Genomic DNA, 26,873 nt, shown 5'->3' on the forward strand with positions numbered 1-26,873 from the left:
CCCTGCTCTAATCCTATGAATTGTGCAACCTAACAGAATGCAATATCCCCTGCTTCAAGGCCAATCCCTCCTTGAAGCAGGGGATAATTCTTTTTTATTTGATTATTCTCTATCTTATCAACATGAAAAAGGAATAAGCGAGCTTTAATCCATAAAAAATAAGTATTAATCCACATATAACGTTTATAAAATTAATCGCCTTAACAAATTTGGTGCGGAATACCAACACCAGGGTTGCCAGTACATTGAACCATAAAAACGATGCAATACATACTCCAACAATAAAGTAGTGAGACATACTATAATCAAGCGATGCACGAAAACTTCCTAGCAGAAGTGAACCATCGATAATCGCCTGTGGATTTAACCAGGTAACTGCAAAGCAGGCTGCTACTGTTTTTATTAGGGACGTTTCTGTCTTTTCACTCTCAGTTGGATTGGAACTTTTGCGAATAAGCCCGATACCAATATAAGTCACGATAATACTTCCGAGCAGAATTATAATTACCTTTAACAGCATAAAACGCTCTATTAATAATCCCACTCCGAGAAAGCAAGATAGCGCCAGTGTAATATCAAAAAACACTGTTATTAGTGCAACTTGATAGGTATGCAACTTACTTCTGGATGTAGCAGCATTGATAACATATAAATTTTGAGTGCCAATCGGGGCCACATATGCAAGTCCGAACAATAAACCCTGCAACAAATAATTTATCATTTGTTTCCTCCGTTTTACACAGCGATATCAAAATATTTACTTATGGTATGAGCAATTCCGTCTTCATTATTGGAGAGTGTAATCTCATCTGCAATCTCCTTTAACGGTTCACAGGCATTTCCCATCGCAACTCCTAATCCGGCAAATTCTAGCATCGAGATATCATTTTGTGCATCACCAAACGCCATCACTTCCTCCGGTCTGATGGATAGAAGATCGCAGATAGTCTGCAACGAACTTGCCTTATTGATTCCCTTTACCGTTGCTTCCAAGAAGTAAGGAGAAGACTGGATAAAGGATAGCTCCTCATCAAATGGTTCTATGATTTTCTCCGATGCAGGTACCAATGTTTCATTTGGTGCAGCAATTAATACCTTAACCGGTGAAAAGTCAATCATATCAACTACGTTAGTCACAATCTTTACGCCCATATTATTGAGCTTGCTTTCCTCTTCAATCATAAATTCTTTTTCATGTCTGGCAAAATAGTGTTTTCCGTTATCTACAATCGGCGTTACCGGGAAATCCTCCAGATGCTTTAATAATCTAATTGCTATGTCCTGAGACATACTTTTCTCATATAACACTTCCTTAGTGGAAGCATGTACCACCTTGCCCCCATTGTAGGATAATAATAAGCCCTTATATTTCTCCAGCTCCAACTCGTCACTCTCTCTTTTTAACCCTGGGGTCGGTCTGCCGGAAGCAAGAACTACGACTACGCCCATCTTCTGAGCTTCTATTAATGCTGCTCTCGTCTTTGGCGTAATCTTCTTCTCATCATTGTTAAGAGTTCCGTCCAGATCAAGTGCTATCATCTTGTATTTCATTGTTGTTCCTCCCTAAGCCATAGACTATATGGCCATGCGCGTATGTTATTCCTCTTTAAAGTATACAAAAATCTGACCCCTTTTGCTATAGGCAGAATCTTCAATTTTATAGCTGTATTTTTAGGTGTGCTATGTGGAAATAGATAAATCACTCAATATTTAGTAAAATATGTTAAACTATGCGTTGACGAATAATATTATATAGTGTATAGTATAACACAACAAATAATATTATATATCTATTAGAAAGAGAGAACGTGATGAGTACTATATTCAAAATTACATTCCAAAACATCGGACGGAAAAAATTTAGAACAATACTGATTACTTTATCCATCGTATTGTCTGTTGCACTGCTATATACCGTTATGTCCATGTCAGGAACCATAACGAAGATTATGGAGCAAAAGATAAAAAAAGAAACGGGAAATTCAGAACTAATTATCTCGCCGGACGAAAAATCGTCCTCCCCTTATGTTGATGAATTAGATTTTAGCAATATAAAAGGGCTATCCTATCATATTCCCAAGATTTCCGCCTTTGGATTCACTAAACTCAATAAGGACCGAATCTCTGTAATATTAAATGGAATGGATTACTCAGACTTCAAGAAGATTTATCCTGTAGAAATAACTCAGGGTAATGTATCAGCCTTCAATGATAATGAAGTTATGATTGGTCTCCAATCAGCGAAGGAATATGATCTGTCCATAGGGGATAATGTCAAAGTTACTTTAGTTGGCAAGGACTATTCCTTTAAAATCAGAGCGATCCTAGAAGATCAAAACAATAATATGGGTTATAATCTAGGCTCACTATCCCTGCTTCTCCCTAAGCAAGCGTTAAGTGATATCCTACAGTTAAATCATCAGACAAGTAACTATTTTATAAAAACAGACCCATCCTTTGACATTAAAAATGTTCAGGATAAGCTTGAAAAGGCATATCCTACGCTAAAAGTTCAAAATTTGAATGAGATACTAGATTACAAACAGATGATAAACTCCATCACCGGCTGCCTCTTTCTCATGGTCTTGGCAGTGATCATGATAAGTACATTTATCATATATTCTTCCTTTAAGATAATCGTGATTGAGCGCATGCCATTGATTGGAACGCTAAGAAGTATTGGCGCAACAAAGCGTAAAACTATTGCTATTTTACTTATGGAGGCAGTTTTTTATGGTTTAATCGGTGGAATTTTAGGAAGCTTATTGGGAATCCTTCTGTTAACTGGAACAATTACCATCTTCTTAAAGAATTTTGGAGTAACACTGGAAGATGTATCCTATGTGAATGGTCAATATCTTCTTATCTCCTTCCTAATTGGATTACTGCTTATGCTGTTCAGTGCGATAATACCAATTATAAAGACCAGTAAGAAATCTATAAGAAGCATCATATTTGCAGAAATTCATAACGAAAAGCACCTATCCCTAATTAAGACTGTGATCGGCTTACTTATGATTGCTACTGCATTTATTATTTTCCATACCGCTCCGGTTGACCTGCGCGTTCCACTAGACGGAATTGGAATTTTACTAGTGTCCATCGGCTCAGCGCTAATGATTCCGATGGTATCCATCCTCTTAACCTATATACTTAGCCTTTTATTTCGACCGATCTTTAAGGATTCACTAGGCGTGACTACCGCTAATATTAAGAACGATCGAACGATTATGAATAATATCTCCCTATTAGCAATGGGTCTCGGTGTTATCCTTATGATCAATAATTTCAGTTCAGCAGTAAGTGTTACCGTTAGTGATGTTTATGCAAAAGGCAAATGCGATATGTTATCCTTTTATCCGGTGGAGAAGGACTTTGTTGACAAAGTAAAGCAAGTAGATGGTGTGGAACATGTTTACTCAACAAAGGTTTTAGATAAAATTTCCGCCAATGATGGTGATATCACCCTGCCCTATCTGGTAGGTATTGACGGAAAGAACTACAGCAAATATGCCTGGGATGAATTCGGATCCTACTTCACTGATAAGATTAATAAAGAATTTGCTAACTCAAGAAGCATCCTCTTAACAAAGTTTTTAGCAAGAAAGTACGATCTCAAGAAGGGTGATACCTTAAAGCTTGATTTAAACGGCAAAGAAAAAAGTTATAAAGTCATCGCCATTGTCCCATCAATCATGAATAACGGCGCTATGTCATTTATAAACGAAAAATACTTGACTGAGGATGGAGAGGTACAAAACTATACAGAGCTTTATGTTAATGTAAAAGATAATGCTGATATGGAAAAGGTTAAGGATCGGATTACCGGGCTTATGCCAAATGCCATCCTTCCCCTCCAAACACTCAAGGATATGCAGGAGCAGAATGTAAAATCCAATGATTCAATCTTCTTTTTGATGAAGGCTATATCGTTGATGGCGATGTTTATCGGTATCATAGGAATACTAAACAACTTTACCATCAGTTTTTTAAGTCGTAAGAAAGTAATCGCCACGCTGCGTTCATTAGGACTAAGCAAAAGTAAAACAATTCGAAACCTGCTCTTTGAAGCATTCCTGTGTGGATGTCTGGGAACACTCTCCGGATTGGCCTTCGGTACTGTACTGCTACAAGCTATGTCTTACATGATAGAAGCCATCGGTATTCCATCGGATGTGCTGTTCTTAAGTATAAAAGACTTTATGTTCGTACTTTTTTCAGGTATCCTGCTATCCATCATATCAGCAGTATTACCATCCATTAGTATCACCAAGGAAAATATCGTTGACGGACTTCGTTATGAATAAAGTAAGTAAATAGATAGAATGAAAGGAATGAAAGTTATGGAGAAAATCATTGAATTATCTAACCTGAACAAAACCTATCGAAACGAGGATGTTTTGGTTGATGTAATAAAAGATGTAAATTTAGATATTTACAAAGGAGAATTTGTCTCAATCATGGGTCCCAGCGGCTCAGGCAAAAGTACATTATTGTACTTAATAGGTGGACTTGAAAAACCCACCTCCGGTAATATCAACATCGATCAAAAGTGCCTACAGAAATTAAATGATGCACAAGAAAGTGCATTAAGACTCAATACACTCGGCTTTGTCTTTCAATTTTATAACCTGGTACCTCACCTAAGCGTGGAGGATAACATCCTCCTTCCGGTTCTCTTAAACGGTGGAAAGAAAAAGGACTATAAGGATCGTTTAAAACATCTTCTTGAGGTAGTAAGCCTTACCGACAAGAGAAAATCTTATCCTACAAAGCTATCCGGTGGTCAACAGCAACGTGTTGCCATTGCGAGAGCCTTAATCAACGATCCAAACATCCTTCTAGCCGATGAACCAATCGGTAACCTGGATTCAAAAACCGGTACCGAGATCATGGAATTATTCCGCAAAATCAACCAGGAGGAAGGCACAACAATCATTCAGGTTACCCACTCCAAGGATTCCGCAGAATACGGCAACCGCATCATCTACGTAAAGGATGGGGAGCTTGCGGTGTAGATGAGCGCTGTAGGTTTTCATTCTAGGGACGGGGATGGAGAAGGGCGTTATCTATTTTACTTTCCGGTTATAACTTTCCGGTAATTCTATGCGATTTGATTACTGCTTGTATCATTCTGTCGGAGCAAAGCGACCTCCATGTCGCTCGCTCCTGAATCGTTCCTCCTTGAACGATTCCCAGAATTGATCGCAGTAATCAAATCGCATGAATTACCAGGAAAGTTATAAAGTCAGTTAAATAGATAACGCCCTTCCCCATCCCCTGTTCTTCTAGAATAGATAGTATAACGAATAGGTTCTCATCTACTTACAAGCTCCCTTTTACGAATCAAACAGAAAGTGTTTATAAACCAAATCAAGGTACTACCCACTATACATAGAAGGGATTCTTTTAACCCCCTCAACAACTCATTCTATAACATCTTACTTAGCCTTCCGCTTACGGACACAATCCGCAAGCAGATATTCAATTTGCCCGTTGATGGAGCGAAAATCATCCTCCGCCCAAACTGCAAGCTCATTCCAAAGGCTTGGCGAAAGCCTCAGAAGAATCTGTTTTTTTGCTTTATCCTTATCCTTTAATGCAGACTCACGGTTTAAAACTTCCTGCTCCAACGCTTTAATATGTTCCAGTCTAGCCCTCAGCTTTTCTTCCTTCGCATCCAATTTATCTTCCATATCACACAACCTTTGTTTTGTACATTAATAAATAGTTCCCGTGTTAACGATTGGTTGAGCATCCTTATTACCGCACAGAACCACCATCAAATTGCTTACCATCGTTGCTTTTCTCTCATCATCAAGGACTACTACATTCTCTTCGCTTAATTGATCGATAGCCATCTTCACCATACTAACTGCACCTTCTACGATCTTTTGGCGGGCTGCAATAATTGCTGTTGCCTGCTGTCTCTGAAGCATCGCAGCCGCTATCTCTTCCGCGTAGGATAAATGAGTGATACGAACCTCTTTAATCTCAAGACCTGCATCGTCTACTCTCTGTTGAAGTTCTTGTCTCATGCTATCTGCAATTTCCTGACTGCTTCCACGAAGTGTTTTCTCGTCTGCATCATCCTCCATCGTATCATAAGGATATAATCTTGATATATTTCTGATTGTAGAGTCACATTGTGTAGTTAAAAATGATTTATAATTTTCTACATTAAATACTGCTTTTGTCGGGTCAGCTACTCGCCAGATAACAATTGCACCGATAATAATCGGATTGCCTAAAACATCATTTACCTTTTGTTTTTCATTATTTAAAGTTAATGTCTTGGTAGATATCTTCTTACCGGAAGTTGCCGGTATACTTGCCTGAGCCGAAGTTCCCGTTACACCAACGCTGATATTCGTAGTATTAGAAGTGGTTGCATTATTAAATCCACCTGCAAATGGATTGGTATAATAGAATCCTTCCTTCTTAATGGTTCCATAATATTTACCGAACAGAGTCATTACCAAAGCTTCGTTCGGGTTGATGATATGCAAACCACCTAAGAGGATGGAAAATACGATAATCATTATTATTCCAACGGTTAATAATACTGCACCCAATGCGTATTTTTCCTGATCTAGATTGATAGCACCGAATACTATGCCAAGTACTGATACTACCATACCAACCAGTATAAGTAATAAAGCTACTCCTCCGCTAAATGGTACTATTTCTTTTTCATCAATTAAATTTATTCCGATGCTCTTCTCTTCATTCATTCCATTATCCTCCACTTATTTTCAATTATTTAAGTATGAGCAGTAATCCCTCTCATCTTACTGTGTAACTACTTTTTATATTGTATTGATATCATTATGATATCATAATACATTCAGTAAAGTAATCTGTCAACTACTACTGGTAATTTTTATATGAATCTTATCAATAAAAACCCTCGAAAGCTGTTTTAGTAATAATCGGAAAAGAATCGTAGAAATAAAGCGCAAAATAAGTTATAATAAACACACCAACCATACAAGATACATACTACACGGGTCTATTACAACATTATAAGGGGGAGGGGAACTGGTTTGAAAAAAATATTTATGTCAATCATAATAATATCAATATTCACTTCACTGGCAGGGTGTGCGCTTGTACAAAAAGATGCAGCAAGTAACAAGGATCTGCCCATTCAGGCTGCCTCTTTTCATATGGTCATTCGACCATCCAGAGAAGGAGTAGATGAATTTCTAAAAGTATTAGGAGAGTATAAATCCACATATAATAATGATACCTGCTATAATATTACACCGTATTTTTTATCGGAAAGTACCGATTTTCAAATATTCAAGTTTGATCAATCCTGTGCTTCATATTTATTGTACAAGAAAAATGTATATCAACTAGGCGCTTCTGTCGGCGGTTTTGGTGTAACCAGTATGGCTATCGCAGATATGAATGAGGACGGCCATTATGAATTGTATTTCACCAGCTCCTTCGGTTCCGGCGTTCACAAAGCACAGGTAGGTTATTTTGATCCGACTCAAAAAAGGGTTAGTATATTTGATCACTCGTACAAAAAATCTGATTGTATCCTAACCATTGATAATAACGGTAATCTCTGTGTTAGCCGCGCTAAGATTCATTTTGAAAGCAATGTGAATTTTAAATCAACCGCAAGAAATTCAATTGGCATAATTGCTTATTTAAATAATAGTATTCGATATATTGATTATACGGAATTGAATGATTAACCCGTAAGGAGGATAACAGATGAATATCCTGGTAAGTGCATGTCTGATGGGTTTGGAATGTCGCTACGACGGGTCCGGCCGTCTTTTTGATGAGATTCGACAACTGAACAAGTTACATCAGCTAATACCTGTGTGCCCCGAAGTGTACGGTGGTTTACCAACTCCTCGCGATCCGGCAGAGATACGAATGAACAGAGTCATAACAAAGAACGGCAAGGATGTTACACCAGAATACGAAAAGGGCGCAAATGAAATCGGAAAATTAGCTGATCTTTATGGCTGCTCCTGCGCAATTTTGAAGGAACGCAGCCCTTCCTGCGGGTATGGCAAAATATATGATGGAACATTTTCAGGGACACTGATTCAAGGTAATGGTATCACCGCTGAACTTCTTGCCCAAAAAGGAATTCGTATACTGGGAGAAAGTGAAATTCATCAATTATTAAATGAATAATATAAAACACTTTTCATCGCTTCTCTATCGTGCCGCAGCTTAAGAACTCATATTTAAAACGAAAGGAGTTAGTATGGAAAAAAGTCTATTAAAAAAACTAATCGATGCAGCGGCCGGACGAATTCCGGCTGATCTTGTAATTAAAAACTCAACCATTGTAGATGTCTACAACTCAACCCTTATTTATAATAAAGATATTGCAATCTGTGAGGGTTATATCGTAGGAATCGGTTCTTATCAGGGATTGGACACACTTGACGCACAGGGGTTATATGCCGCTCCTGGTTTTATTGATGCCCATATTCATATTGAATCCTCCTATGTAACTCCGGAGGAAATCGGAAGGCTTCTCGTTCCACATGGAGGAACAACCATCATTGCGGATCCTCATGAAATCGTCAATGTGTGTGGATTAACCGGCTTAAATTACATGCTGGAGTCATCGAAATCCACTAAACTGGATATTAAATACATGCTCCCTTCCTGCGTACCTGCTACTCCTTTTGAACACTCCGGTGCAATTGTCACAGCCGCTGATATGAGCACGCCCCTTCAGAATGACCAAATCCTGGGGTTGGGAGAATTTATGAATTATCCCGGTGTTGTTCAAGGTGATGATGAGGTGGTGGATAAATTAGTGGCAGCGATTAATCAAGGAAAATTAATCGATGGTCATAGTCCAGAACTTAAGGATAATCCACTCAACGCCTATACCGTAGCAAGAATTCGCACCGATCATGAATGTGCAACAGTAGAAGAAGCACTTGAGCGCGTATCACGTGGTATCTATGTTCTGTTGAGAGAAGGTTCTGCCTGCCATGACTTAAGGAATATTCTTAAGGCTGTTACTCCTCAAAATAGTCGACGATTTTTATTATGCTCGGATGACCGTCAGCCCAAAACAATCCGTCAGGATGGTCACTTAGATCATCACCTTCGAATCTGTGTTGAGGAAGGAATTGACCCAATCATCGCTCTCCAGATGGCAACCCTCAACGCAGCTGAATGCTATGGTCTCTCCGATCGTGGGGCAATAGCACCTGGGCTTCGTGCCGATATCGTATTATTTGATAATCTACAGGACTTTCATATAAAAAATGTTCTAATTCAGGGGGAGGAGGTAGCAAGGAATGGAGTATATCTTCCTGCTGTCTATCGTTATGACATCTCCTCGGTCAGAAGTGAGTTCCATGTAAAGAATTTCTCTAAAGACCGATTGAAGCTTGTTCTATCCAAACCTAAAGTAAATCTCATCAACATACTGCCTGGTGGTGTAGTAACCTCTAAGAAAACCGACACTGTGAAGTTGGATGAATGTGGTCAATTCCTCTATCAACCAGACAAGGATATCGCAAAAATAGCGGTTATCGAACGTCATCAAAATACCGGCAATGTTGCAGTTGCCCTGTTACAAGGGTATGGTATCAAACAAGGTGCGATTGCCCTCTCTATAGCACACGATTCCCATAATATTATTACCGTTGGTACAAACGATGAGGATATCGCCTTTGCCGTAGAACAGTTAATGGCTCAGGGTGGCGGAATTATTCTTGCCCACAACCAAAAGGTACTACAATCCATGCCGATGCTCGTAGGAGGAATCATGTCCGACCAGAGCGGTGCATGGGTAGAAGAACGACTAGAACAGATTCATAAGGACGCTCACGAAAAGCTTGGTATCAGTTATGAGGTGGAGCCTGTCATGACCTTATGCTTTATGTCTCTGCCGGTGATACCGGAACTAAAAATTACTGATATGGGATTATTTAACGTAACGGATTTTACTTTCATCCCGGTAGAAGCAGAATAGAGCAATCAGTTTATTTCATTACAAATAAGGGTATTCCAAATCAAAGATAAACCTTCTAGCCAACCCCGTAATAAGAATTTATATTATGTATTAGGCATAGGTTGTGTACTTTTGATTCGGGATACCCTAATATTATTGATAAATTTTTATGTTACTTTTACATAAGTCCTTTTTTATTTAATTGAGACTTCTTGTTTTATATGGCTTCAGCTTTTTTCAATTTATATTTTTCTTATTTTTTCGCTCTGCTTATTTTTTATCCTCGCTTACTTTTAGCTTTGTTTGTTTTGTTTATTTTCACTTTGCTTGTTTTATATAAATTAACTTCTACCAATCTTGCTTATATCTATAACTCATCCTTCATCGAATCGGCTTTACTTTCATCAATCGGAATAAAATTAAGGACATAGTCGTACAGATAAGGGGTTAATTCTTTGATAAACTTATTTTTCTCCTCTTCAGTACATTTGATGTGAATTATCTTATTATAATCATCTATTTCCTGCTGCATGGCCATTTCTCCTATTTATAGTGTTTTTTATCTTCTATCATAATAATATTTTATCAGTTATTGTTTTATTTACATCACTGTTTTGTTTTCATCATCAAATATTCTGTAATACCTTCCCGGTAAAGATTTGGGAGAGTTCCCACTTGAAGATATCCGATTCTTTCATATAGTTTTTTTGCCTTAGGATTAAAATCAGCCACCACCAGAAATACCTTAGACGAGTCCTTAAAACAAGTCTCCTCGAAGAAACTCATCAACTTGGCTCCTATTCCTTCCCCCCGATATTCCTTCTTTACCGCAATAATATGAAGGTATGGGAAAGAATGAAACACACCGTTAGGGATATACCACAGAAAACCCACACACTGCTGATTATCTCCCAGAGCTACAAAGATTTGATCTTTCTCAAAACCTTCTTCTAGCGCTCGCCATCCGCTTCCTTCTGCTGAAAAGTACCTGCATCCCAATTCAGACTGCAGCAATGCTTCTTCACTGTCGATTATATGGTTTTTACTTCCCTTAACAATGGTTATGTCCATATCATTTCCCTTCTTTTATAAGTATATTATATTTTGTAATATAAACTATTCTTTCAACATTAAGCCATTTAATTATTTTTATTGTACAGTATTATAGGGACAATAACCACAGTATTTTAGCACCTTAATCTTTTAGTTTTTTAATTTTAAGTTTTTCTATCTTTTAGTTTTCAATCTTTTAGTTTTTCGATTTATTAGTTTTTCGATTTTTTAGTTTTTCAGTTTTTAGTTTTTCAGTTTTAGTTTTTCAGTTTTTCAGTTTTTCAGTTTTTTAGTTTATCAATCTTTGAGCTTCTCCATCTTTGAGCTTCTCCATCTTTAAGGTATTCACCGAATACATAGAGAACACGTATCCTTATCCTGCATATAAAAACAAGAACTCAAAGACTGTTACAACTTTGAGTTCTTATTTTTAGTGCTCATATTAGAGTGGTAATAGTTTAATGGGAGATTAATCAATTTTAAAGCGATGTATTGCCTGTGTTAATTCATCCGTTCTTACATCAAGCTCAGTAGAAGCTTCTTTTAACTTTATCGCCAACTCATTTTGATCAAATATTGTACTTCCTACGGAGGAGGAACATGCCGAAGTCTCCTCAATTACTGCTGAGATATTCTCAATCGCGCTAAGTGTATTCTGTCTCTCTTCATCCATATTATCGACATTATTACCTATTTCATTAAGATGAACCATCAACTCATCCACTTCTCGGTTCATGCTCACGAATGCTTCGATTGTCTGAAGGACCTTTTCCTCCTGAGCAATTACGATATGTTCCGCTTGTGCTACTGAGTTAACTGTCTCCGAGGTATTCCATTTTACCTCTTTGATCACGGACTGTATCTTATCGGAGGCCATTAATGTCTTTTCCGCCAGATTACGGATCTCTGCTGCAACTACAGAGAAACCTCTACCGGCGTCTCCCGCCCTTGCTGCCTCAATTGAAGCATTCAAGGATAATAAATTGGTTTGCCCTGCTATGTCATTGATGAGATCCGTAAAGTTCTCGATCGCTTTATTCTTATCTTCCAATACCTTAACATTCTCCACAACCTCCTTCGTTATCTGTGAGGTCGAGTTCGAATGATCCTTCAGCTCTTCCATCGTACCTATTCCCCGATGAATTTTATCCTTCGTAGAAGCTGCCAATGTTCTGATTTTTGTTGTGTTCTCACCCAGATTCTCTATCTTACCGGACAACCGATCCATTATAATCAAGCAACTCTGTGAATCATTCACTTGTTGTGTAATTCCGTGATCAATCTCCTGCATCGACTGATAGATATTACCGGACATTTCACCCATTTTTTCAGAGGTCGCGGAGATATCTTTAGCAGAGCCTGATACTAATTCGGTTACCTGTTTCACCTTATTTATCAAGTCCCGGGTTTTAGATATCGTTTCCTTAACATCCGCTGCCAGCGATCCCATCTCATTTTTACTATTAATATCAATGTTAACTGATAAATCACCTTGAGAAACTCGTGACAACTTCTTTGAGATTTTGCTGATATTTCTTATAATGCCTACTGCAATGACTGTTCCGATTCCAATTGCAATGATGCATGCTAAGAATACTAATAATATTGTAAGAAATTTTATCTCATTTGCCTTTTTCATCACAAGGCTTTGTGGAACCAACGCGCAGATTGTAGCACCGGTGCTGCTACTTTTGCTATACATGAACAGGTAGTTCTTTCCCTGATAATTAATATACTTCGATCCGCTTGGTTCCTTACTGCCTCCGATTTTTTGATAGAATGACTGATTTTGGAAGGAGAACTTACTATCAACACTCTTAATTTCCCTTCCATCCTCTGTAATAAAAGCAAGTTTGCTTTCCTTCCCAAGATACAGATTTGTCATTACCTTTTTTATTACCTTTGAATTGATATCAATTACAACGGCGGCCTGTTTTGAGGAATATGGATACACAAGAGAGCATGCATAATCCTTTTTCTTCAAATCGATCTGCTCATCAATAAAGGTATGGCTTCCAATCCAATATTTATCCGCCTTATCCGCTAAATGTTTGCCCTCTTTTGACTTCTCAAACTCTTCATAAAAGCCATTACGGATCACATTAGAGGTCGTGATTAAACTAAGACTATCCAGCGTAATAATATGGATTCCTTGAATAAATTCATTGGAAACCGCTTTGGCATACACAACCGTTTTAGTTGCCTCCATATCCGCTTTTTTCTTAATTGGATCGTTTTTATCATTTTCACTCGTATAGTTGATGGCATTATCCGACAGCACCAACTGTAAGGCATCTGCCTGGGTAGCTCGAAAGCCGAAATCAAAATATTGTACCGCCATATTAAGTGCTTTCATCGTTGATACTTCATAATTCTTTTGAAGTCCGGCTGATGCTTTGTCATATGATATGTAACCAATCAAGATCACGAACACGATCGGAATCATAAATCCTATGATTAACTGTGTTCTTATACTAATCTTAATCTTACTAGAAACAGTAACCTTTGTATTGGTAATTTTCTTTCGTATTTTAATCAAAGTATCTGGTATCTTCATATAATCTCCGTTCTGTACACAGACTACAAATCTAGATAACCTCTTCATTTACCTTTTCAAAAACCGGAATTATATTGATCGGAGCATCGTATTCTATGAATTTACCGCCTTCATAAATCTCTTCTCCTTCGAATGCTTTCCAGTTGCAACCGCTGGGAAGATATACTCTTCTTCCCGTTATGCCAGCATATAAGATCGGCGCTACTAACAAGGAATCACCAAAGATATATTCATCCTCGACCTCCCAGCATTGCTTATCCTCCGGAAATTGATAAAATAGAGGTTTCATAACAGGAGTTCCCTTGGTATGTGCCTGCTCCATCGCTGCTCTCACATAATCACGAAGCTCTTCACGGATGCTCATATATTTTTTACAGATCTCATAAGCCTCCTCACCATAGCTCCATACTTCATTCGGTGCGCCGGATAAACACTTTGCTCCACCGGTAGTTCCAACCTGTGGCTGATGAGGTTCTCTATCTCCATGAAGACGCATAACCGGGCAAAAGGTGCCCCACTGGAACCAGCGAATGAATAATTCTCTGAATTCCTCCTTCGTCGGGTCACCGCCATGGAAGCCACCGATATCGGTCGTCCACCATGGAATTCCCGCAATACCCATATTTAATCCTGCTGCCAACTGGTTACGCATACTCTCAAAGCTGGAAGCGATATCTCCCGACCATACCAGGGCACCGTACTTTTGACTTCCAGCCCAGGCACAGCGCAACAAGTTAACGATATCCTTCTGTCCGTTTGAAGTCATTCCATCAAAGAAGGTTTTCGCATACATCAGCGGGAACAGATTACCGGTCGATACATTAGGTCCCTCATGATAACGATAATTATCAAAATCATATACCGTAAATTCCGGTTCTGCTTCATCCAACCAGAAGGCCTTAATCCCCTTACTATAATAATTTGCGTTAATTTTATTCCATACAAACTCTCTCGTATCCGGATTGGTCGGGTCCATGAACAGGGTCGGTGCAAGGAAGTCCATGCTGACATTGATACCGCGATCCGTGTTGACGAGCAAACCCTCAGCCAGCATCTCATCATAGTTCTCACTGTTTCGTTCCACAGTAGGCCAAACGGATACCATCAGCTCAATCCCCATTGATTTTAGTTCTTCTATCATCTCTTCCGGATTTGGCCAATAGGTGGGATCAAACTTCCAATCACCTTGATTTGGCCAGTGGAAAAAGTCTACGATGATTACATCCAACGGAAGATTCCTTCTCTTATACTCTCGCGCTACCTCTAATAGTTCTTCCTGTGTCTGATAACGGAGCTTGCACTGCCAAAAGCCTAGGCCATATTCCGGCATCATCGGAACCTTACCGGTCACAGACGCATACGCCTCTTCTATCTCAGCGGGTGTATCCCCTGCTGTAATCCAATAATCTATTTTTTTTGTAGATTTTGCATGCCACTCGGTAACATTCTTTCCAAAATGAACTTTTCCAATCGCCGGATTATTCCACAAGAAGCCATACCCCAGATCCGATATCAAAAACGGAACACTCGCCTGAGAATTACGGTGTGCCAGTTCCAAGCTACAACCTTTAATATTCAAATAAGGCTGCTGATACTGTCCCATACCGTAGAGCTTCTCTTCCGGAACTGATTCAAAACGAACACTTACGGAGTAATCACCTCCGAGAATCGCTTGAAACTCTCTTCCCTCAACTTCAATTGCTGAGCAGTACTTCGAGAGTACATCTTTTCGATTCCTTGTGTATTCTTCCAGAATCACCTCTCCCTTCTGATTGTAGAAGGTTAATTTTCCGGCGGTGTTAATTACCGCTCGTATCTTCCCATTTGTTACAGAGGCGTAATCCTCTTCGATCTGAATCTGAGCCACATGCTCTACTTCCTCGGTCAACGCCCAATCCTTCTCATCATAAGCATTGCCCATCTTAACGGAGCGAACACGCAAGCTATTCTCACCCCATGGTTCGATATATAATGTTTCATACTGAAACTTACTGATTAAACAATTATTATTCTGCTTAAACCCCATAATCATCTTATCCTTTCACTGCACCGCTTGTTAACCCGCTAATAATGTATTTTTGCATAAAGATAAATATAATCGCTACCGGAATAATGGTTACAACCGCAAACGCTGTTAAGAAACTCCATTTTGTACCGTACTGCCCCATGAAGTTAAAGATACCAGCGGTAATCGGTCTGTGTACTTGATCCTGAATAAATGTCATACCATAAGCTAAGTCTCCCCAGGCATATAGGAAGGAGAAAATACCACATACAATTACCCCAGGGAATGTAATCGGAATTAATATTTTTATAAAGGAGGTGAAACGGTTACATCCGTCAATATAAGAAGCCTCCTCCAGTTCCTTTGGTATGGAACCGAAATAATTCTTTAAAATCAAGATGGAAAACGGTATACCGATAGTCGCATCCGCCAATATCGCCGAGAGAGAATTATTGATTAAATGCATATTACGAAACATAATAAACATCGGTGTTAAAATAACGGATACCGGCAACATCTGAGTAATTAAAAAGCTCAGTACAACCATTTTTTTACCTACAAAACGATATCTGGCAAGTCCATAGGATGCCGGAACCGCTAGTATGATCGCGATAAACATGCAGCTTAACGAGATAACCATACTATTAGCGAAGGAGCGAAACATATTAAAATCTCCTACATTTAGCTGAGCAGCGTACGAAGCCAGGTTCAATTTTCTTGGAAATAGAGTTGGAGGATTTAAGAAAATCTCCTTCTCCATCTTGAGAGAAGTAACTACAATCCAGTAGATCGGAAAGAGCAAAGCGATCAGAATAACCACTGCAAAGAAACTCATTATAATATTCTTTCTACCACGTAATACCTTGTCATTCATTATGCTTCTCCCTCCTCGCTGTATGTAAATTTCAGATAAAGCAAGCTAACACAAAACAGTATGACGAATAGAATATTCGCTACCGTTGCACCTTTACTATATTCAAACAATGTAAATGATAATTTATATGAGTATGTAGATAGTAAATGCGTCGAATTTACCGGTCCACCGTTTGTCATAACATATACCAAGTCAAACACCTTAAAAGTATAAATAAATCCAAGAATTAATACGGATTGAATCGTAGGTTTTAATAAAGGTAGTGTTATCTTAATCATTGTCTGTAATTTGTTCGCACCGTCAATGGATGCACTTTCATAGATATCATGTGGAATAAGGGTAAGTCCTGAGGACAGTAAAATCATATTAAACGGAATACCAATCCATATATTTGTAAAAATCAGAGCAAACATTGCCGTATGCGGTTGAATGAGCCAATCGATCGGTGCATTAATCACATGCAAGGCCTGTAACGCTTGATTAATAATTCCAACATTTGAACTAAACATAAACTTAAACATAAGTGCCGTAATGGTTACCGGAATCATCCACGGTATCATTAACAAACCTCTGACCGGTTTTGAAAATGAAAACTTTTTATAGAAAAACAATGCCAACAGAAAACCAAATATAAATTGAAAAATCAAGGATAACACTGTAAATAATAAGGTATTAAAAATTGATTTCTGAAGAATCGGATCTTGAAACATTTTTATGTAATTCCCGAATCCAATAAAATGCTTGGTGGGAAGGTTCAGGGTTTTAATTGACACATCCTGAAAGCTCAAAATAAAATTACTTATGATGGGATATCCAACAAATATAATCATGTAGATCAATGCAGGAAGAATATATAATAATCCTACATTATCATATCGAAAAAACTTTTTTATACGCTTCATATATCGAACCTCCTAGAATACAAGGGTAGTTGAGTTTATACATCAAAGGCTATATCGAATACAGAGGCTCTTTGATATCATCCGGTTAATAGATAGGAGTGCACGAATACCGTGTACTCCCATCATTAACCAGATCATTAATAAACTACTATTTTAAAATACCGTCTATTGTATCCTGTGCTTTCTTCGCTGCTGCTTCAGGTGTACTAGTGCCGGTCAGAACTTCATTGAATGACAAAGAAATCGCATCAGAAATGGAAGGCCAGCTTGGATGAGGTCCTCTTGCTCCTGCAAATTGTAACTCCTTAATGAATACCTGCATCTGATCATCACCCTTATACTGGGTATCTGCTACATCTTTTCTAGAGGAGATATAACCAAAACCATCGATATAAGTTTTAATCTTCTCAGGAGTAGTCATATATTTTACGAATTCAACTGCTGCATCTACGTTCTTGCCATTCACAACTGCGATATTCTCACCGCCTAAGCCGGAAGCATCCTTTGCATCCTTAGGAAGCATTGCTACATTCCATTTTAAATCTTTCGCCTGCTCACGCATGGTAGGAATCTGCCAGGTACCGTTGATCATCATAGCAAGATTGCCTGAGATGAACTGGTTCATCGTATCACCCTGTGTCCAGTTGATTGCTTCTTTTGCCCAAGAGCCGTCTTTTGCCATCTTGCCTGCAAAATCAAGCGCCTTAATACCCTCAGGTGTATTAATCTTATAGGAGGTTGTTCCGGCTGACCAAACAAAGGTTAAGAAGTTAAAGGTTCCTTCTTCATTCTGTAAGGAACTGCAAGCAAATCCACTCACTTTACCCGAGGTCGTCTTCTTCGCTACCTCTCTAAGCTCATCCCATGTAGTAGGAACTTTACAACCAGCCTTATTCAACATATCTTCATTATAAAAAAGTGCTAAATCGTTGCTGCCAAAAGGAATACCATATAATTTTCCATCCAACATACAAGAATTTAAAGGTCCTTCAAAGTATTGACTCGTATCTACTTTACCGGTGATGTCAGCAAAGATACCCATAGATGCATATGCTGCAGTATCCGGATTATCAATAAATACGATATCAGGTAATTCCTGTGCTGCTGTACCAATGGATAACTGTTTCTTAAAGTCCGCAAATGGTACATATTTTGCAGTAACCTTAATATTGCTCTGTGAACTGTTAAAGTCTTGTACAAGTCCGTTTAATAACTTCTGGTGACTCTCTGTTTCCCAGTAGTACCAGATTACAACTTCTTTCTTTGCTGCTGAGGTTGCTGTTTTTGTACCGGTACCTGGTGCTGAAGTATCTTTGTCACCTTTTTTCTGGCACCCCGCTGCCATCATACTGAATACTAATACTAGTACTAATAAAACTGCCAACAATCTTTTTTTCATAATTTCCTCCCTTTTCTTACACAGTGCTCATACCTGTGCAGCTATTATCTTTTAAGATAATTTCATTATATAGTCCTTGTATTCGATAGAAAACTCTAGAAAACTTAAAAAGGATGGTAAAACTAAGGTCAGTGATGCATGACCCGATACTCTGTTGGCAGCTGTCCGGTACATTCCTTAAATACCTGACTGAAGTACTTGGAATCGTTATAACCTACTTTCTCAGCAATCTCATATAATCTCAGCTGTGTGCTTATTAACAGTTCCTTCGCTTTATTTATGCGGTAATTCTTCATATAAGCGCTAAAATTGATTCCCAACTCCTTATGAAACTGGGTTCCCAGATACTCTGGGGTTATCTTTAATTTCATAGCAATCTCATCCAGGGTAATTCCCTGGTTATAAAACTCGTGTACCAGTCTTTTCGCCCTTTGGACGGTAAGACTGAGCTGATTATCTTCATCTCTTTCCTCCGAAAGCAAGGATATAAAATCTTGTAGTGTGTGGTTTAACTGGCTATAAGTCATGGCTGACATTATTCTTTTTAACATCTCCTGTTGCTCCATATCCTTATGTAAGTTAAACCCTATTTCCTTGGCAACATTTATCATAGACCATAAAAATCGTACATAAGATTCCTTTACTTCCTGAGGAGAGTATAGATTCCCATCCAGGAAGGCTTGATAGAAGCGATGAACTACTTTCTTCAACTTCTTTGGATCCATTGCACACAGCGCAACTCTCATCTGATTTTCTACATCAATCGGATAAGTCAATACCTTTGTCTGTACCTGTGTAACCTGAGGATAGGATATCATCACATCATCTCCCAGTGTAATACACCAGTCCATATGTTTTAGTAGCACCTGTAGCCTACTCTTCATTAACGTAATTCCCTGAAAGCTTCCCCATCCAAAGCACGCATGACAATTCTCCTGTTTCAGTTGTTTGATGACTTGATGTTGAAACCACTGTTTTATCATATGCTCTTCCGAATAATGAAAGATAACTAGCAAAAGCATCTTATTATGCGGCATATCTAATAACCGATATTCCCCTATGTACTTATCTTTTAGATGTTTTTTCAGCTCTTTCGTCATGCGTTCTCGCTCTTGCTCATATTGCTCCCCTAAAAACACTGGCATGATAATGTAATCACTATCGCTTTTTAATTGATAGTTTTTCTCAATGAATTGACTAACTTCCTCATCCACGGCCGATCCACTTAACAAAATATTATAGAATATGTTTTCCAGCTTCTGAAGGGATGCATAACGCTCCCCTCTCACTTTCATTTGCTGCTCCAGTTGAATGGTTATATTCTCAAGCGAGGTGGTTAAATCCCCCACTGAAATCGGCTTTAACAGATACTCGCTGACCCCTAGCTTGATTGCCTGTTGAGCATAAGAAAATTCTGAATAAGCACTAAGCACAATCGCCTTAAATGGAATATCCCTATCCTTTAAATGTTGAAGCATCTCCAACCCGTCCATCTCAACCATCTTAATATCCGTAATAATCAGATCCGGTCTTGTCTTTATAATTAACTCCAAGCCCTCAACACCATTCTCTGCTTCGCCCACAATTACAAATTGATCGCTAATCTTATGAATCAAATTAATAATACCCTCCCGTATTCTTATCTCATCTTCAACAATAACAATCTTCATGTCACACACCCCTGCTCCATTCTATAATTTCGGAATTTCTAAATTGATACTGGTACCTTCTCCTAATACACTGTCAATTTGAACCTTGGCCTGGCTGCCATAATACATCTTTAACCTGTTAATTGCATTTGCAATACCGATATGACTCTTCTCCTCATTCTCATCCGGTAAACCATTATGAATCTCTTTTAGCTTGTCCTCTGATATTCCTTTTCCATTATCCGCTATCCTTATGTTAATGCAGTGTTCCTCCATACTCATACAAATCTCAAGAATATGAGTTCTCTTCACCCCTTCGAACCCATGAATGATTGCATTCTCCACAAAGGGCTGAAGTAAAAGCTTATGGATGTGATAGTTCATAACCTCAGGATCAATATTAAGAACACATTCAAAGGTATTCTTAAGTCTTGTTTGCTGCAGGAAGAGATATTTCTTTAACCAGTCAATTTCCTGCCTGATTTCCACCATACTATTGCTTTTATCCACGCCATATCTTAATATCTTTGCTAAGGAATTAATAGCATTACTAATCTCATATTCATCCTTATCAATCGCCATCCAGTTAATCGTATCCAATGTATTGTATAGAAAATGTGGATTGATCTGTGCTTCCAGTGCTGATATCTCTGCATTTTTCTGCTTTAGCGTTGCTTTCTTTTCTTTATCGATGGAATCATTCAGCTCCACTAACATAGAATTGAATTGATGTGCAATCGTCTCAATCTCAACCGGCATATGCTCATCTGCCTGTACACGCACCGATAGCTCCCCCTGCTCCGCTTTCTTCATCGCCTTAACAATCTTATTGATTGATCCGCTCAATTGTCCCGTTATAAAATAAATGATAACAATCAGCATAATAACGGATGCTAAAAAGATGATAATTGTAAGCTGTTGTTGATTTCTCATCTCATTGACGACCATACTTTGATCCGATACATTAATAAATCGCCACCCAAGCTTATTATCATAAGCACTATATACCTTCAAGTTTTTAATCTTAAGAAATCCGGAATCATTGATGAATTTGATATAATCCTGATCCTGCTTCTTGCGGGAGGACGTGATATTTACGATTTTTTTCCCGATCTTTGAAGGATCTTCAAAGGAGATAATTTTCCCTTCTTGATTCACAATGATATGTAGGTTATCCTGTTCATTCCCCTCTCTTCCTAGATTCTGTCGATAAATCCCATTCAACATCCTCTCATCAATACTCAGGATTACAACCGCATTTTTCTTATTAACATTCTTGTAATCAATGGTGCGGTGAGCGATGTGAAACAAATAGTATTCCTGGGAGTTAAATTTATCAACGTATTTGGTAGGCAGAATATTCGTATCATTCGTGGCGGATAGTTGATTATAAAGCTGGTTTGGGGTAATTCCGTACTTGTCAATCCAAACCATACTTTTAATCGCGCTTGATAGCTTGTCATAAAAAAGTACATTATCCCTCTTAGTAATCACGGTAACACTTTGTACGTAAGGCTTTACATTCGCCACCGCCGCCAGCTTTCGTCTCAACTGATTTTTGCTGACCGCTACGTCCTGTCCCGCGTCAATCTTGTCTACCAATGACACCACATCATCGTCCGTATATAACTGATATAGTAAGTCCTCATAGGAGGATATCACCGTTGACACATTACGCTTTGTCTGTTCAAGGCTGAAGGCTTTCATCTCATCCACATTCTTTTGAACCTTAATTGCAATATTATAATAAGACACGATATTCACGATCGCTAATGGAATAATGGATATCAAACAAAATGAGATGAGCAATTGTTGTTTGAAGCTTCGTTTTTTACCGGATATCTTCATTATGACCTCCTTTTTATCCTGTTAACAAAGGATATTAATTTATCATCTTTTTCGTAAATGCCTTTTTATATTGTGACGGAGTCATGTTCTCATATTTCTTAAAAATCTTCATAAAATATTTTTCATCACTAAATCCACAGGAATACGCGGCTTCTTTAATGGTTATGTCATAATTGACGATCAGTACTTTCGCGATATCTATTCTGGTTTTATTGATAAAATGAACCAGCGTAAAACCCGTGAACTTTTTAAACAAGGCGGATAAGTAATCCGAATTATAACCAAATTCAACCGCAATCTCATTTACCGATAGTGCTTTATAATAATTCGCCTTAATCCATTCCATAATTCTTGCAACATTCGGAGGGATATTCTGCTGCAATCTGTTTCTCATCTCAAAGTACTCCTGTGATATCTCCATAATCAAAAGACTTAGCGCATAATCCAGCATTTGATTGGTATAGACCGGCTCCTGTTTTGATAGATCGAGTAGCTGGTTGAATAGAAGAGGTGCTCGTTGTGTAAGGGAAATCTCCCCGTATTCCGGCATAATGTAAGTACCGCTCCTCTCCTTTTGCAAATCAATTATTTGTCCTTTCTCAAGCTCCTCTTCACGAACAATCGATGTCAAACCCTGCATCGAAAAATGAGTCCATAGATAGGATAGCTTACCGCACGAAGGTCGATGACCAAAATGTTCTTCCCCAGCGATAAGAAATATATACTGATTGGGTCCCACTTCGAATTCTACCCCTGATTGTGTGACAAACAAAGTACCTTCTTTTACAAGAATCAATACATAAGTATCAATGATTCTTCTCGGATGAACAAATTCATCTTTACTCATCAGATTGCCACAAAGGGAGTAGATGATAGGTGTATCCGCTTCTGAAACAATATATCTCATCTAAGTTTTCACCACCTTTTCTATATTTACGTCAGTTGCGATAATGTGTTGTATTATCATATATTAATTATATTATAAGACATACAAATTCATCTGTCTATCAAAATTGACCACTTTAAAAGGAGGCTTATTATGAACGTAAATCAATATACTAAGGGGGTATCCATGAAACATGTTACAATAAAGGATACCTTCTGGAACAACTACAGAGAACTTGCCCGCACAAAGATGATTCCCTACCAGTGGGAGGCACTAAATGACCGGATTCCGGATGCAGAACCAAGCCATTGTATCAATAACTTCAAGATTGCAGCCGGACTTATGGAAGGAACATTTCAAGGCTTCGTGTTCCAGGACAGCGACATAGCAAAATGGATTGAGGCAGCCGCATTCTCCCTCGTCTGGTCTCCAGATCTGAAGTTGGAACAGACCATCGATGAAGCGATTGACTTGATCGTCAACGCACAACAAGAGGACGGTTACCTAGATACTTATTATATTATTAACGGTTTGGAGAAGCGTTGGACTGATGTCATGAACAATCACGAGATGTACTGTGCCGGACATATGCTTGAAGCCGCCGTTGCTTACTATCATGCAACCGGAAAGAGAAAACTCCTGCATGCTATGATTCGCTTTGTTGATTATATAGACAGCGTATTCGGACCGGAAGAGCATAAGAAAAAGGGGTATCCAGGACATGAAGTGCTAGAGATGGCATTAATGAAATTATATGATGTCACACAGGATGACAAACATCTTAAGCTTGCCAAATATTTTATCGACGAACGTGGTCAAAAACCACTTTATCTTGAGATGGAGTACCAAGAATATAAGAATGAATTCCCTTGGAAGGATAGCTACTTCCGTTATCAGTATTATCAAGCCGGTTTACCGGTAAGAGAACAGGAAAAGGCAGAAGGGCACGCCGTAAGAGCGGTCTATCTGTACTCCGGCATGGCAGATGTTGCTCGTGTGACAAACGATGATACCTTATATGAGGCATGTCAAAGACTATGGGATAACATGGTGAATAAGCAGATGTACATAACCGGAGCCATCGGTTCCTCCTCCTACGGCGAATCCTTCACCTATGACTATGATCTCCCAAATGATACCGTATACGGAGAAACCTGCGCCTCCATCGGGCTAGTCTTCTTTGCCCATCGTATGCTGCAGATCAGCCCAAAGGGCGAGTATGGTGATGTTATGGAGAAAGCTCTTTATAACGGCGTCATCAGCGGAACCACACTGGATGGCACCAGATTCTTCTATGTAAATCCCCTTGAAGTATTACCGGAGGCTTGTGAAAAGGATCAGCTGAGACGGCATGTAAAACCGGAACGTCAAAAGTGGTTCGGTTGTGCCTGCTGCCCTCCAAACCTTGCTCGAACCGTAACCTCCCTATCCGGTTATATCTATACGCAAAATGAAGATGCATTATTTGTCCATCTCTATATCGGTAACGAGAGCGAATTTATCCTCGAGGATGTTACTACAAGAATTAAGATGACAACTAATTATCCATGGAATGGTGAGATTAAAATTGAAGTAGCCCCAGAAAAAGCGGTGGAGGGTACGATTGCACTACGTATCCCCGGGTGGTGCAGAAAATATAGCGTTCAGATCAATGACAAAGATATTGAAGTAGATGATATTAATTTTAAAAACGAATATTTATATCTTCAACATAATTGGAGTGGCACCGATACCATTATCATTAACTTTGATATGCCGGTAGAGATGATCACCTCAAGTCCGCTCGCAAGAGAAAACCTTGATAAAGTTGCTATTATGAGAGGTCCAATCGTATATTGCCTGGAGGAAGAGGATAACGGTTCATTCCTACACCATATCAAACTACCGGAAAAGCCTCAGTTCTCCATTCACAACGAGCCAAACAAATTGGGTGGCATCATATCCATTCATTCGAATGGATTAAAACTTAACACAGAGGATTGCACTAACGAGCCCTTATACAGTTTCTATTCCAACGCTACCTATACTGACAAAGACCTCATTTGGATTCCCTATTATGCTTGGGCAAACCGCTCCTGCGGTGAGATGCTTGTGTGGGTAAAGCACTAATATATAATAAACGCATATCTCTCCTCATTGTATATACGGCCACCACCCCCGTGGTGGCCGTATTTTTACTTTGATGTAGAAAAAAGTGCAAACAATTTTGTTTTATGCTTGCACTTTCCTTAAATATAATTAGGTGATTTATTATATTGATATTTGTAACTCTTCGCTATTCGATACTAATTATAATTTGCTTTAAATTGCCTCAGTCTACCCGTAACATCATATCCATCCTTTAACAGCTTCTCTTCCGTTTTAACATAGGGGATATTAATAGGGTGAGGGTTATGTACATAACATAACATTGTAAATATGGCATATGGATCCTTCGGTACTTTATAGTGATATAACACATACCCACGTTGATGCTTCGATCCGTAGGGATAATTCAATGCACCATATATCTGTAAATGGTTATAACTCCCAATAAAGCTTTGGGTCAGCGCATTCCCACAATAAATTCTTGGGAATGGTGCATGATAGGTTTTTCCCTTTTTGTCATAAACAAGACCGCTGCTAATCAAATTCATTTCCTTTGCATTACTGTCCGGTAAGATTTCAATCCCATCCTGCCAATAAGCTTTGCCCTTTGTCCATTCAAAATAACTCATTACATATAGATCATTGCTTTTCGTAAGAATAAAAACATCCATCACTTTCAATTTCTTATTCGAAAAATAAGCGAAATCCAAAGAATCATCGTTCTTAAAATCAATCATTTCTTGAAAGGTTTTAATATTTTCTACGTCCGAGAACCGTTTCACATCCTCATCCCCCAGATACTGCAACTCCTCTTTGGGAAAACCTTTCTGAATCAGCAATTCCCTGGCTTGATTCATCTTCGGGTTTTTATATTCATTTCCTTTTATAATCAAATGATTGGAGAAGACACAGGTTATACCGATAAAGGTAACGATGAATGCGGTAAACAGTAGAATTGCCAAAGTCGAATACCCATCCCCTACTTTTACCGGCGAATTCTTAAGCCGATATCCGGTATCATCTAGATCACTACCTATCTGAAACAGCGAACGGAAAATAATTATATAGCATAGGATTACAGGAACAACCAGCAGAATATTTTCTACCTTTGTTAATCCAATCACAAATATTACAACTAGCCAAATTGAAGCCCAAAGTAATGGATCTCTTCTTAGTTTTCGATTTGCTTTATGGTATACCTCCCGAATTGCCCTCCGTAAGGTTAAAAAGAACACAATACGAAATATTAGTAAGGGTACTAAGATGTGAACATGTTTCGTATCACTTAATGGTGATATATCAAATAGCAACAATACCGGATATACAAGTACATATGAAATCGAATAGATCCAACATAATTTAAACCATATATTTTCATCTCTAAGGGTTCGAAAACCCAAATAAATTAATACCACCCCGATCGTCGGTAATATATATTGAAGATAGAAAAAATTTAAGGTAAACAAGCTTAAAACAAATCCCCATATAATATTGTTTAACGGCTTTCTCCAGGGATTAATCACCGTAACCTCTTCCGAGGGTATTCCCTCACTTAGTTGTTCTATTATACTGTCATCAAATCTATCATTATCCTTATCATTCATTCAAGGTCACCTCCTTCAAATTGCAATGTACGATAATTATGATGCAAATTCTT

Annotated in this window: 21 protein-coding genes; 6 read left to right on the plus strand and 15 right to left on the minus strand. The window is 38.5% G+C overall.

Annotated elements, in window-relative coordinates; genetic code table 11:
- Window positions 1-109: 109 nt before the first annotated feature.
- Together AC6IWN_RS15670 and AC6IWN_RS15675 are read right to left on the minus strand one after the other, a co-directional pair.
- Window positions 110-721: a LysE/ArgO family amino acid transporter gene (locus AC6IWN_RS15670; RefSeq protein ID WP_497988566.1), complete on the minus strand. Its 612-nt coding sequence runs from the start codon at window positions 719-721 to the stop codon at window positions 110-112.
- Window positions 722-735: 14 nt separating this feature from the next.
- Window positions 736-1,551: a Cof-type HAD-IIB family hydrolase gene (locus AC6IWN_RS15675; RefSeq protein ID WP_497988568.1), complete on the minus strand. Its 816-nt coding sequence runs from the start codon at window positions 1,549-1,551 to the stop codon at window positions 736-738.
- Between the two features lie 260 nt (window positions 1,552-1,811).
- Here AC6IWN_RS15675 and AC6IWN_RS15680 point away from each other — a divergent pair, with 260 nt between their 5' ends.
- Both AC6IWN_RS15680 and AC6IWN_RS15685 read left to right on the plus strand, forming a co-directional pair.
- A complete protein-coding gene (locus tag AC6IWN_RS15680; protein WP_497988570.1) occupies window positions 1,812-4,307 on the plus strand; it encodes an FtsX-like permease family protein in 2,496 nt (831 codons plus the stop codon).
- 36 nt (window positions 4,308-4,343) lie between these two features.
- Entirely contained in the window at window positions 4,344-5,018 is a 675-nt protein-coding gene (locus tag AC6IWN_RS15685) for an ABC transporter ATP-binding protein (RefSeq protein WP_497988572.1), read from the plus strand.
- Window positions 5,019-5,441: 423 nt separating this feature from the next.
- Here AC6IWN_RS15685 and AC6IWN_RS15690 read toward each other — a convergent pair whose 3' ends face one another.
- Both AC6IWN_RS15690 and AC6IWN_RS15695 read right to left on the minus strand, forming a co-directional pair.
- Window positions 5,442-5,633 (minus strand): type II toxin-antitoxin system antitoxin, encoded by a 192-nt coding sequence (locus tag AC6IWN_RS15690; RefSeq protein WP_497992216.1) that lies wholly within the window; start codon window positions 5,631-5,633, stop codon window positions 5,442-5,444.
- An 87-nt stretch (window positions 5,634-5,720) separates the two neighbouring features.
- The gene (locus AC6IWN_RS15695) at window positions 5,721-6,734 is read right to left on the minus strand and encodes an SPFH domain-containing protein (RefSeq protein ID WP_497988574.1); all 1,014 of its coding nucleotides are present in this window, start codon (window positions 6,732-6,734) and stop codon (window positions 5,721-5,723) included.
- Window positions 6,735-7,046: 312 nt separating this feature from the next.
- On the opposite strand from AC6IWN_RS15695, the gene AC6IWN_RS15700 reads away from it, so the two are divergent.
- The 3 genes from AC6IWN_RS15700 (at window position 7,047) to ade (ending at window position 9,976) form a co-directional block, all read left to right on the plus strand.
- On the plus strand, window positions 7,047-7,712 hold the full coding sequence (locus AC6IWN_RS15700) for a hypothetical protein (protein WP_497988576.1): 666 nt from the start codon (window positions 7,047-7,049) through the stop codon (window positions 7,710-7,712).
- A 19-nt stretch (window positions 7,713-7,731) separates the two neighbouring features.
- Complete coding sequence (locus tag AC6IWN_RS15705; RefSeq protein WP_497988578.1) at window positions 7,732-8,166, plus strand: 2-thiouracil desulfurase family protein; 435 nt, start codon at window positions 7,732-7,734, stop codon at window positions 8,164-8,166.
- A 73-nt stretch (window positions 8,167-8,239) separates the two neighbouring features.
- On the plus strand, window positions 8,240-9,976 hold the full coding sequence (gene ade, locus AC6IWN_RS15710) for an adenine deaminase (RefSeq protein ID WP_497988580.1): 1,737 nt from the start codon (window positions 8,240-8,242) through the stop codon (window positions 9,974-9,976).
- Window positions 9,977-10,322: 346 nt separating this feature from the next.
- Here ade and AC6IWN_RS15715 read toward each other — a convergent pair whose 3' ends face one another.
- From AC6IWN_RS15715 to AC6IWN_RS15760, 10 genes are all read right to left on the minus strand, one after another.
- Window positions 10,323-10,487, minus strand: a complete 165-nt coding sequence (locus tag AC6IWN_RS15715; protein WP_497988582.1) for a hypothetical protein — start codon at window positions 10,485-10,487, stop codon at window positions 10,323-10,325.
- A gap of 74 nt (window positions 10,488-10,561) precedes the next feature.
- The gene (locus tag AC6IWN_RS15720; protein ID WP_497988584.1) at window positions 10,562-11,026 is read right to left on the minus strand and encodes a GNAT family N-acetyltransferase; all 465 of its coding nucleotides are present in this window, start codon (window positions 11,024-11,026) and stop codon (window positions 10,562-10,564) included.
- Between the two features lie 451 nt (window positions 11,027-11,477).
- Complete coding sequence (locus AC6IWN_RS15725) at window positions 11,478-13,565, minus strand: methyl-accepting chemotaxis protein (RefSeq protein ID WP_497988586.1); 2,088 nt, start codon at window positions 13,563-13,565, stop codon at window positions 11,478-11,480.
- Window positions 13,566-13,596: 31 nt separating this feature from the next.
- The gene (locus AC6IWN_RS15730; protein ID WP_497988587.1) at window positions 13,597-15,591 is read right to left on the minus strand and encodes a glycoside hydrolase family 31 protein; all 1,995 of its coding nucleotides are present in this window, start codon (window positions 15,589-15,591) and stop codon (window positions 13,597-13,599) included.
- Between the two features lie 7 nt (window positions 15,592-15,598).
- Window positions 15,599-16,444 (minus strand): carbohydrate ABC transporter permease, encoded by an 846-nt coding sequence (locus AC6IWN_RS15735; protein WP_497988589.1) that lies wholly within the window; start codon window positions 16,442-16,444, stop codon window positions 15,599-15,601.
- Window positions 16,444-17,346, minus strand: a complete 903-nt coding sequence (locus AC6IWN_RS15740; RefSeq protein WP_497988591.1) for a carbohydrate ABC transporter permease — start codon at window positions 17,344-17,346, stop codon at window positions 16,444-16,446. Before AC6IWN_RS15740 ends, AC6IWN_RS15735 begins: the two co-directional genes overlap by 1 nt.
- A 148-nt stretch (window positions 17,347-17,494) precedes the next feature.
- Window positions 17,495-18,745 (minus strand): ABC transporter substrate-binding protein, encoded by a 1,251-nt coding sequence (locus AC6IWN_RS15745; protein ID WP_497988593.1) that lies wholly within the window; start codon window positions 18,743-18,745, stop codon window positions 17,495-17,497.
- A gap of 128 nt (window positions 18,746-18,873) precedes the next feature.
- Entirely contained in the window at window positions 18,874-20,415 is a 1,542-nt protein-coding gene (locus tag AC6IWN_RS15750) for a response regulator (RefSeq protein WP_497988594.1), read from the minus strand.
- Window positions 20,416-20,436: 21 nt separating this feature from the next.
- A complete protein-coding gene (locus AC6IWN_RS15755) occupies window positions 20,437-22,242 on the minus strand; it encodes a sensor histidine kinase (protein WP_497988596.1) in 1,806 nt (601 codons plus the stop codon).
- A 34-nt stretch (window positions 22,243-22,276) separates the two neighbouring features.
- Window positions 22,277-23,149, minus strand: a complete 873-nt coding sequence (locus tag AC6IWN_RS15760) for a helix-turn-helix domain-containing protein (protein ID WP_497988597.1) — start codon at window positions 23,147-23,149, stop codon at window positions 22,277-22,279.
- Window positions 23,150-23,281: 132 nt separating this feature from the next.
- On the opposite strand from AC6IWN_RS15760, the gene AC6IWN_RS15765 reads away from it, so the two are divergent.
- Complete coding sequence (locus AC6IWN_RS15765; protein WP_497988599.1) at window positions 23,282-25,237, plus strand: glycoside hydrolase family 127 protein; 1,956 nt, start codon at window positions 23,282-23,284, stop codon at window positions 25,235-25,237.
- Between the two features lie 176 nt (window positions 25,238-25,413).
- Here the strand turns inward: AC6IWN_RS15765 and AC6IWN_RS15770 are convergent, their stop codons facing one another.
- Window positions 25,414-26,820: a hypothetical protein gene (locus AC6IWN_RS15770; RefSeq protein WP_497988601.1), complete on the minus strand. Its 1,407-nt coding sequence runs from the start codon at window positions 26,818-26,820 to the stop codon at window positions 25,414-25,416.
- Between the last annotated feature and the right edge of the window lie 53 nt (window positions 26,821-26,873).

This window comes from Variimorphobacter sp. HTMS_6, from assembly GCF_059717775.1.

What these genes read in the sequence shown, in the direction of transcription:
- AC6IWN_RS15670 (WP_497988566.1), bottom strand. Translation starts at nt 721, where the DNA reads ATGATAAATTATTTGTTGCAGGGTTTATTGTTCGGACTTGCATATGTG.
- AC6IWN_RS15675 (WP_497988568.1), bottom strand. Translation starts at nt 1,551, where the DNA reads ATGAAATACAAGATGATAGCACTTGATCTGGACGGAACTCTTAACAAT.
- AC6IWN_RS15680 (WP_497988570.1), top strand. Translation starts at nt 1,812, where the DNA reads ATGAGTACTATATTCAAAATTACATTCCAAAACATCGGACGGAAAAAA.
- AC6IWN_RS15685 (WP_497988572.1), top strand. Translation starts at nt 4,344, where the DNA reads ATGGAGAAAATCATTGAATTATCTAACCTGAACAAAACCTATCGAAAC.
- AC6IWN_RS15695 (WP_497988574.1), bottom strand. Translation starts at nt 6,734, where the DNA reads ATGAATGAAGAGAAGAGCATCGGAATAAATTTAATTGATGAAAAAGAA.
- AC6IWN_RS15705 (WP_497988578.1), top strand. Translation starts at nt 7,732, where the DNA reads ATGAATATCCTGGTAAGTGCATGTCTGATGGGTTTGGAATGTCGCTAC.
- ade (WP_497988580.1), top strand. Translation starts at nt 8,240, where the DNA reads ATGGAAAAAAGTCTATTAAAAAAACTAATCGATGCAGCGGCCGGACGA.
- AC6IWN_RS15715 (WP_497988582.1), bottom strand. Translation starts at nt 10,487, where the DNA reads ATGCAGCAGGAAATAGATGATTATAATAAGATAATTCACATCAAATGT.
- AC6IWN_RS15720 (WP_497988584.1), bottom strand. Translation starts at nt 11,026, where the DNA reads ATGGACATAACCATTGTTAAGGGAAGTAAAAACCATATAATCGACAGT.
- AC6IWN_RS15725 (WP_497988586.1), bottom strand. Translation starts at nt 13,565, where the DNA reads ATGAAGATACCAGATACTTTGATTAAAATACGAAAGAAAATTACCAAT.
- AC6IWN_RS15730 (WP_497988587.1), bottom strand. Translation starts at nt 15,591, where the DNA reads ATGGGGTTTAAGCAGAATAATAATTGTTTAATCAGTAAGTTTCAGTAT.
- AC6IWN_RS15735 (WP_497988589.1), bottom strand. Translation starts at nt 16,444, where the DNA reads ATGAATGACAAGGTATTACGTGGTAGAAAGAATATTATAATGAGTTTC.
- AC6IWN_RS15740 (WP_497988591.1), bottom strand. Translation starts at nt 17,346, where the DNA reads ATGAAGCGTATAAAAAAGTTTTTTCGATATGATAATGTAGGATTATTA.
- AC6IWN_RS15745 (WP_497988593.1), bottom strand. Translation starts at nt 18,745, where the DNA reads ATGAAAAAAAGATTGTTGGCAGTTTTATTAGTACTAGTATTAGTATTC.
- AC6IWN_RS15750 (WP_497988594.1), bottom strand. Translation starts at nt 20,415, where the DNA reads ATGAAGATTGTTATTGTTGAAGATGAGATAAGAATACGGGAGGGTATT.
- AC6IWN_RS15755 (WP_497988596.1), bottom strand. Translation starts at nt 22,242, where the DNA reads ATGAAGATATCCGGTAAAAAACGAAGCTTCAAACAACAATTGCTCATC.
- AC6IWN_RS15760 (WP_497988597.1), bottom strand. Translation starts at nt 23,149, where the DNA reads ATGAGATATATTGTTTCAGAAGCGGATACACCTATCATCTACTCCCTT.
- AC6IWN_RS15765 (WP_497988599.1), top strand. Translation starts at nt 23,282, where the DNA reads ATGAACGTAAATCAATATACTAAGGGGGTATCCATGAAACATGTTACA.
- AC6IWN_RS15770 (WP_497988601.1), bottom strand. Translation starts at nt 26,820, where the DNA reads ATGAATGATAAGGATAATGATAGATTTGATGACAGTATAATAGAACAA.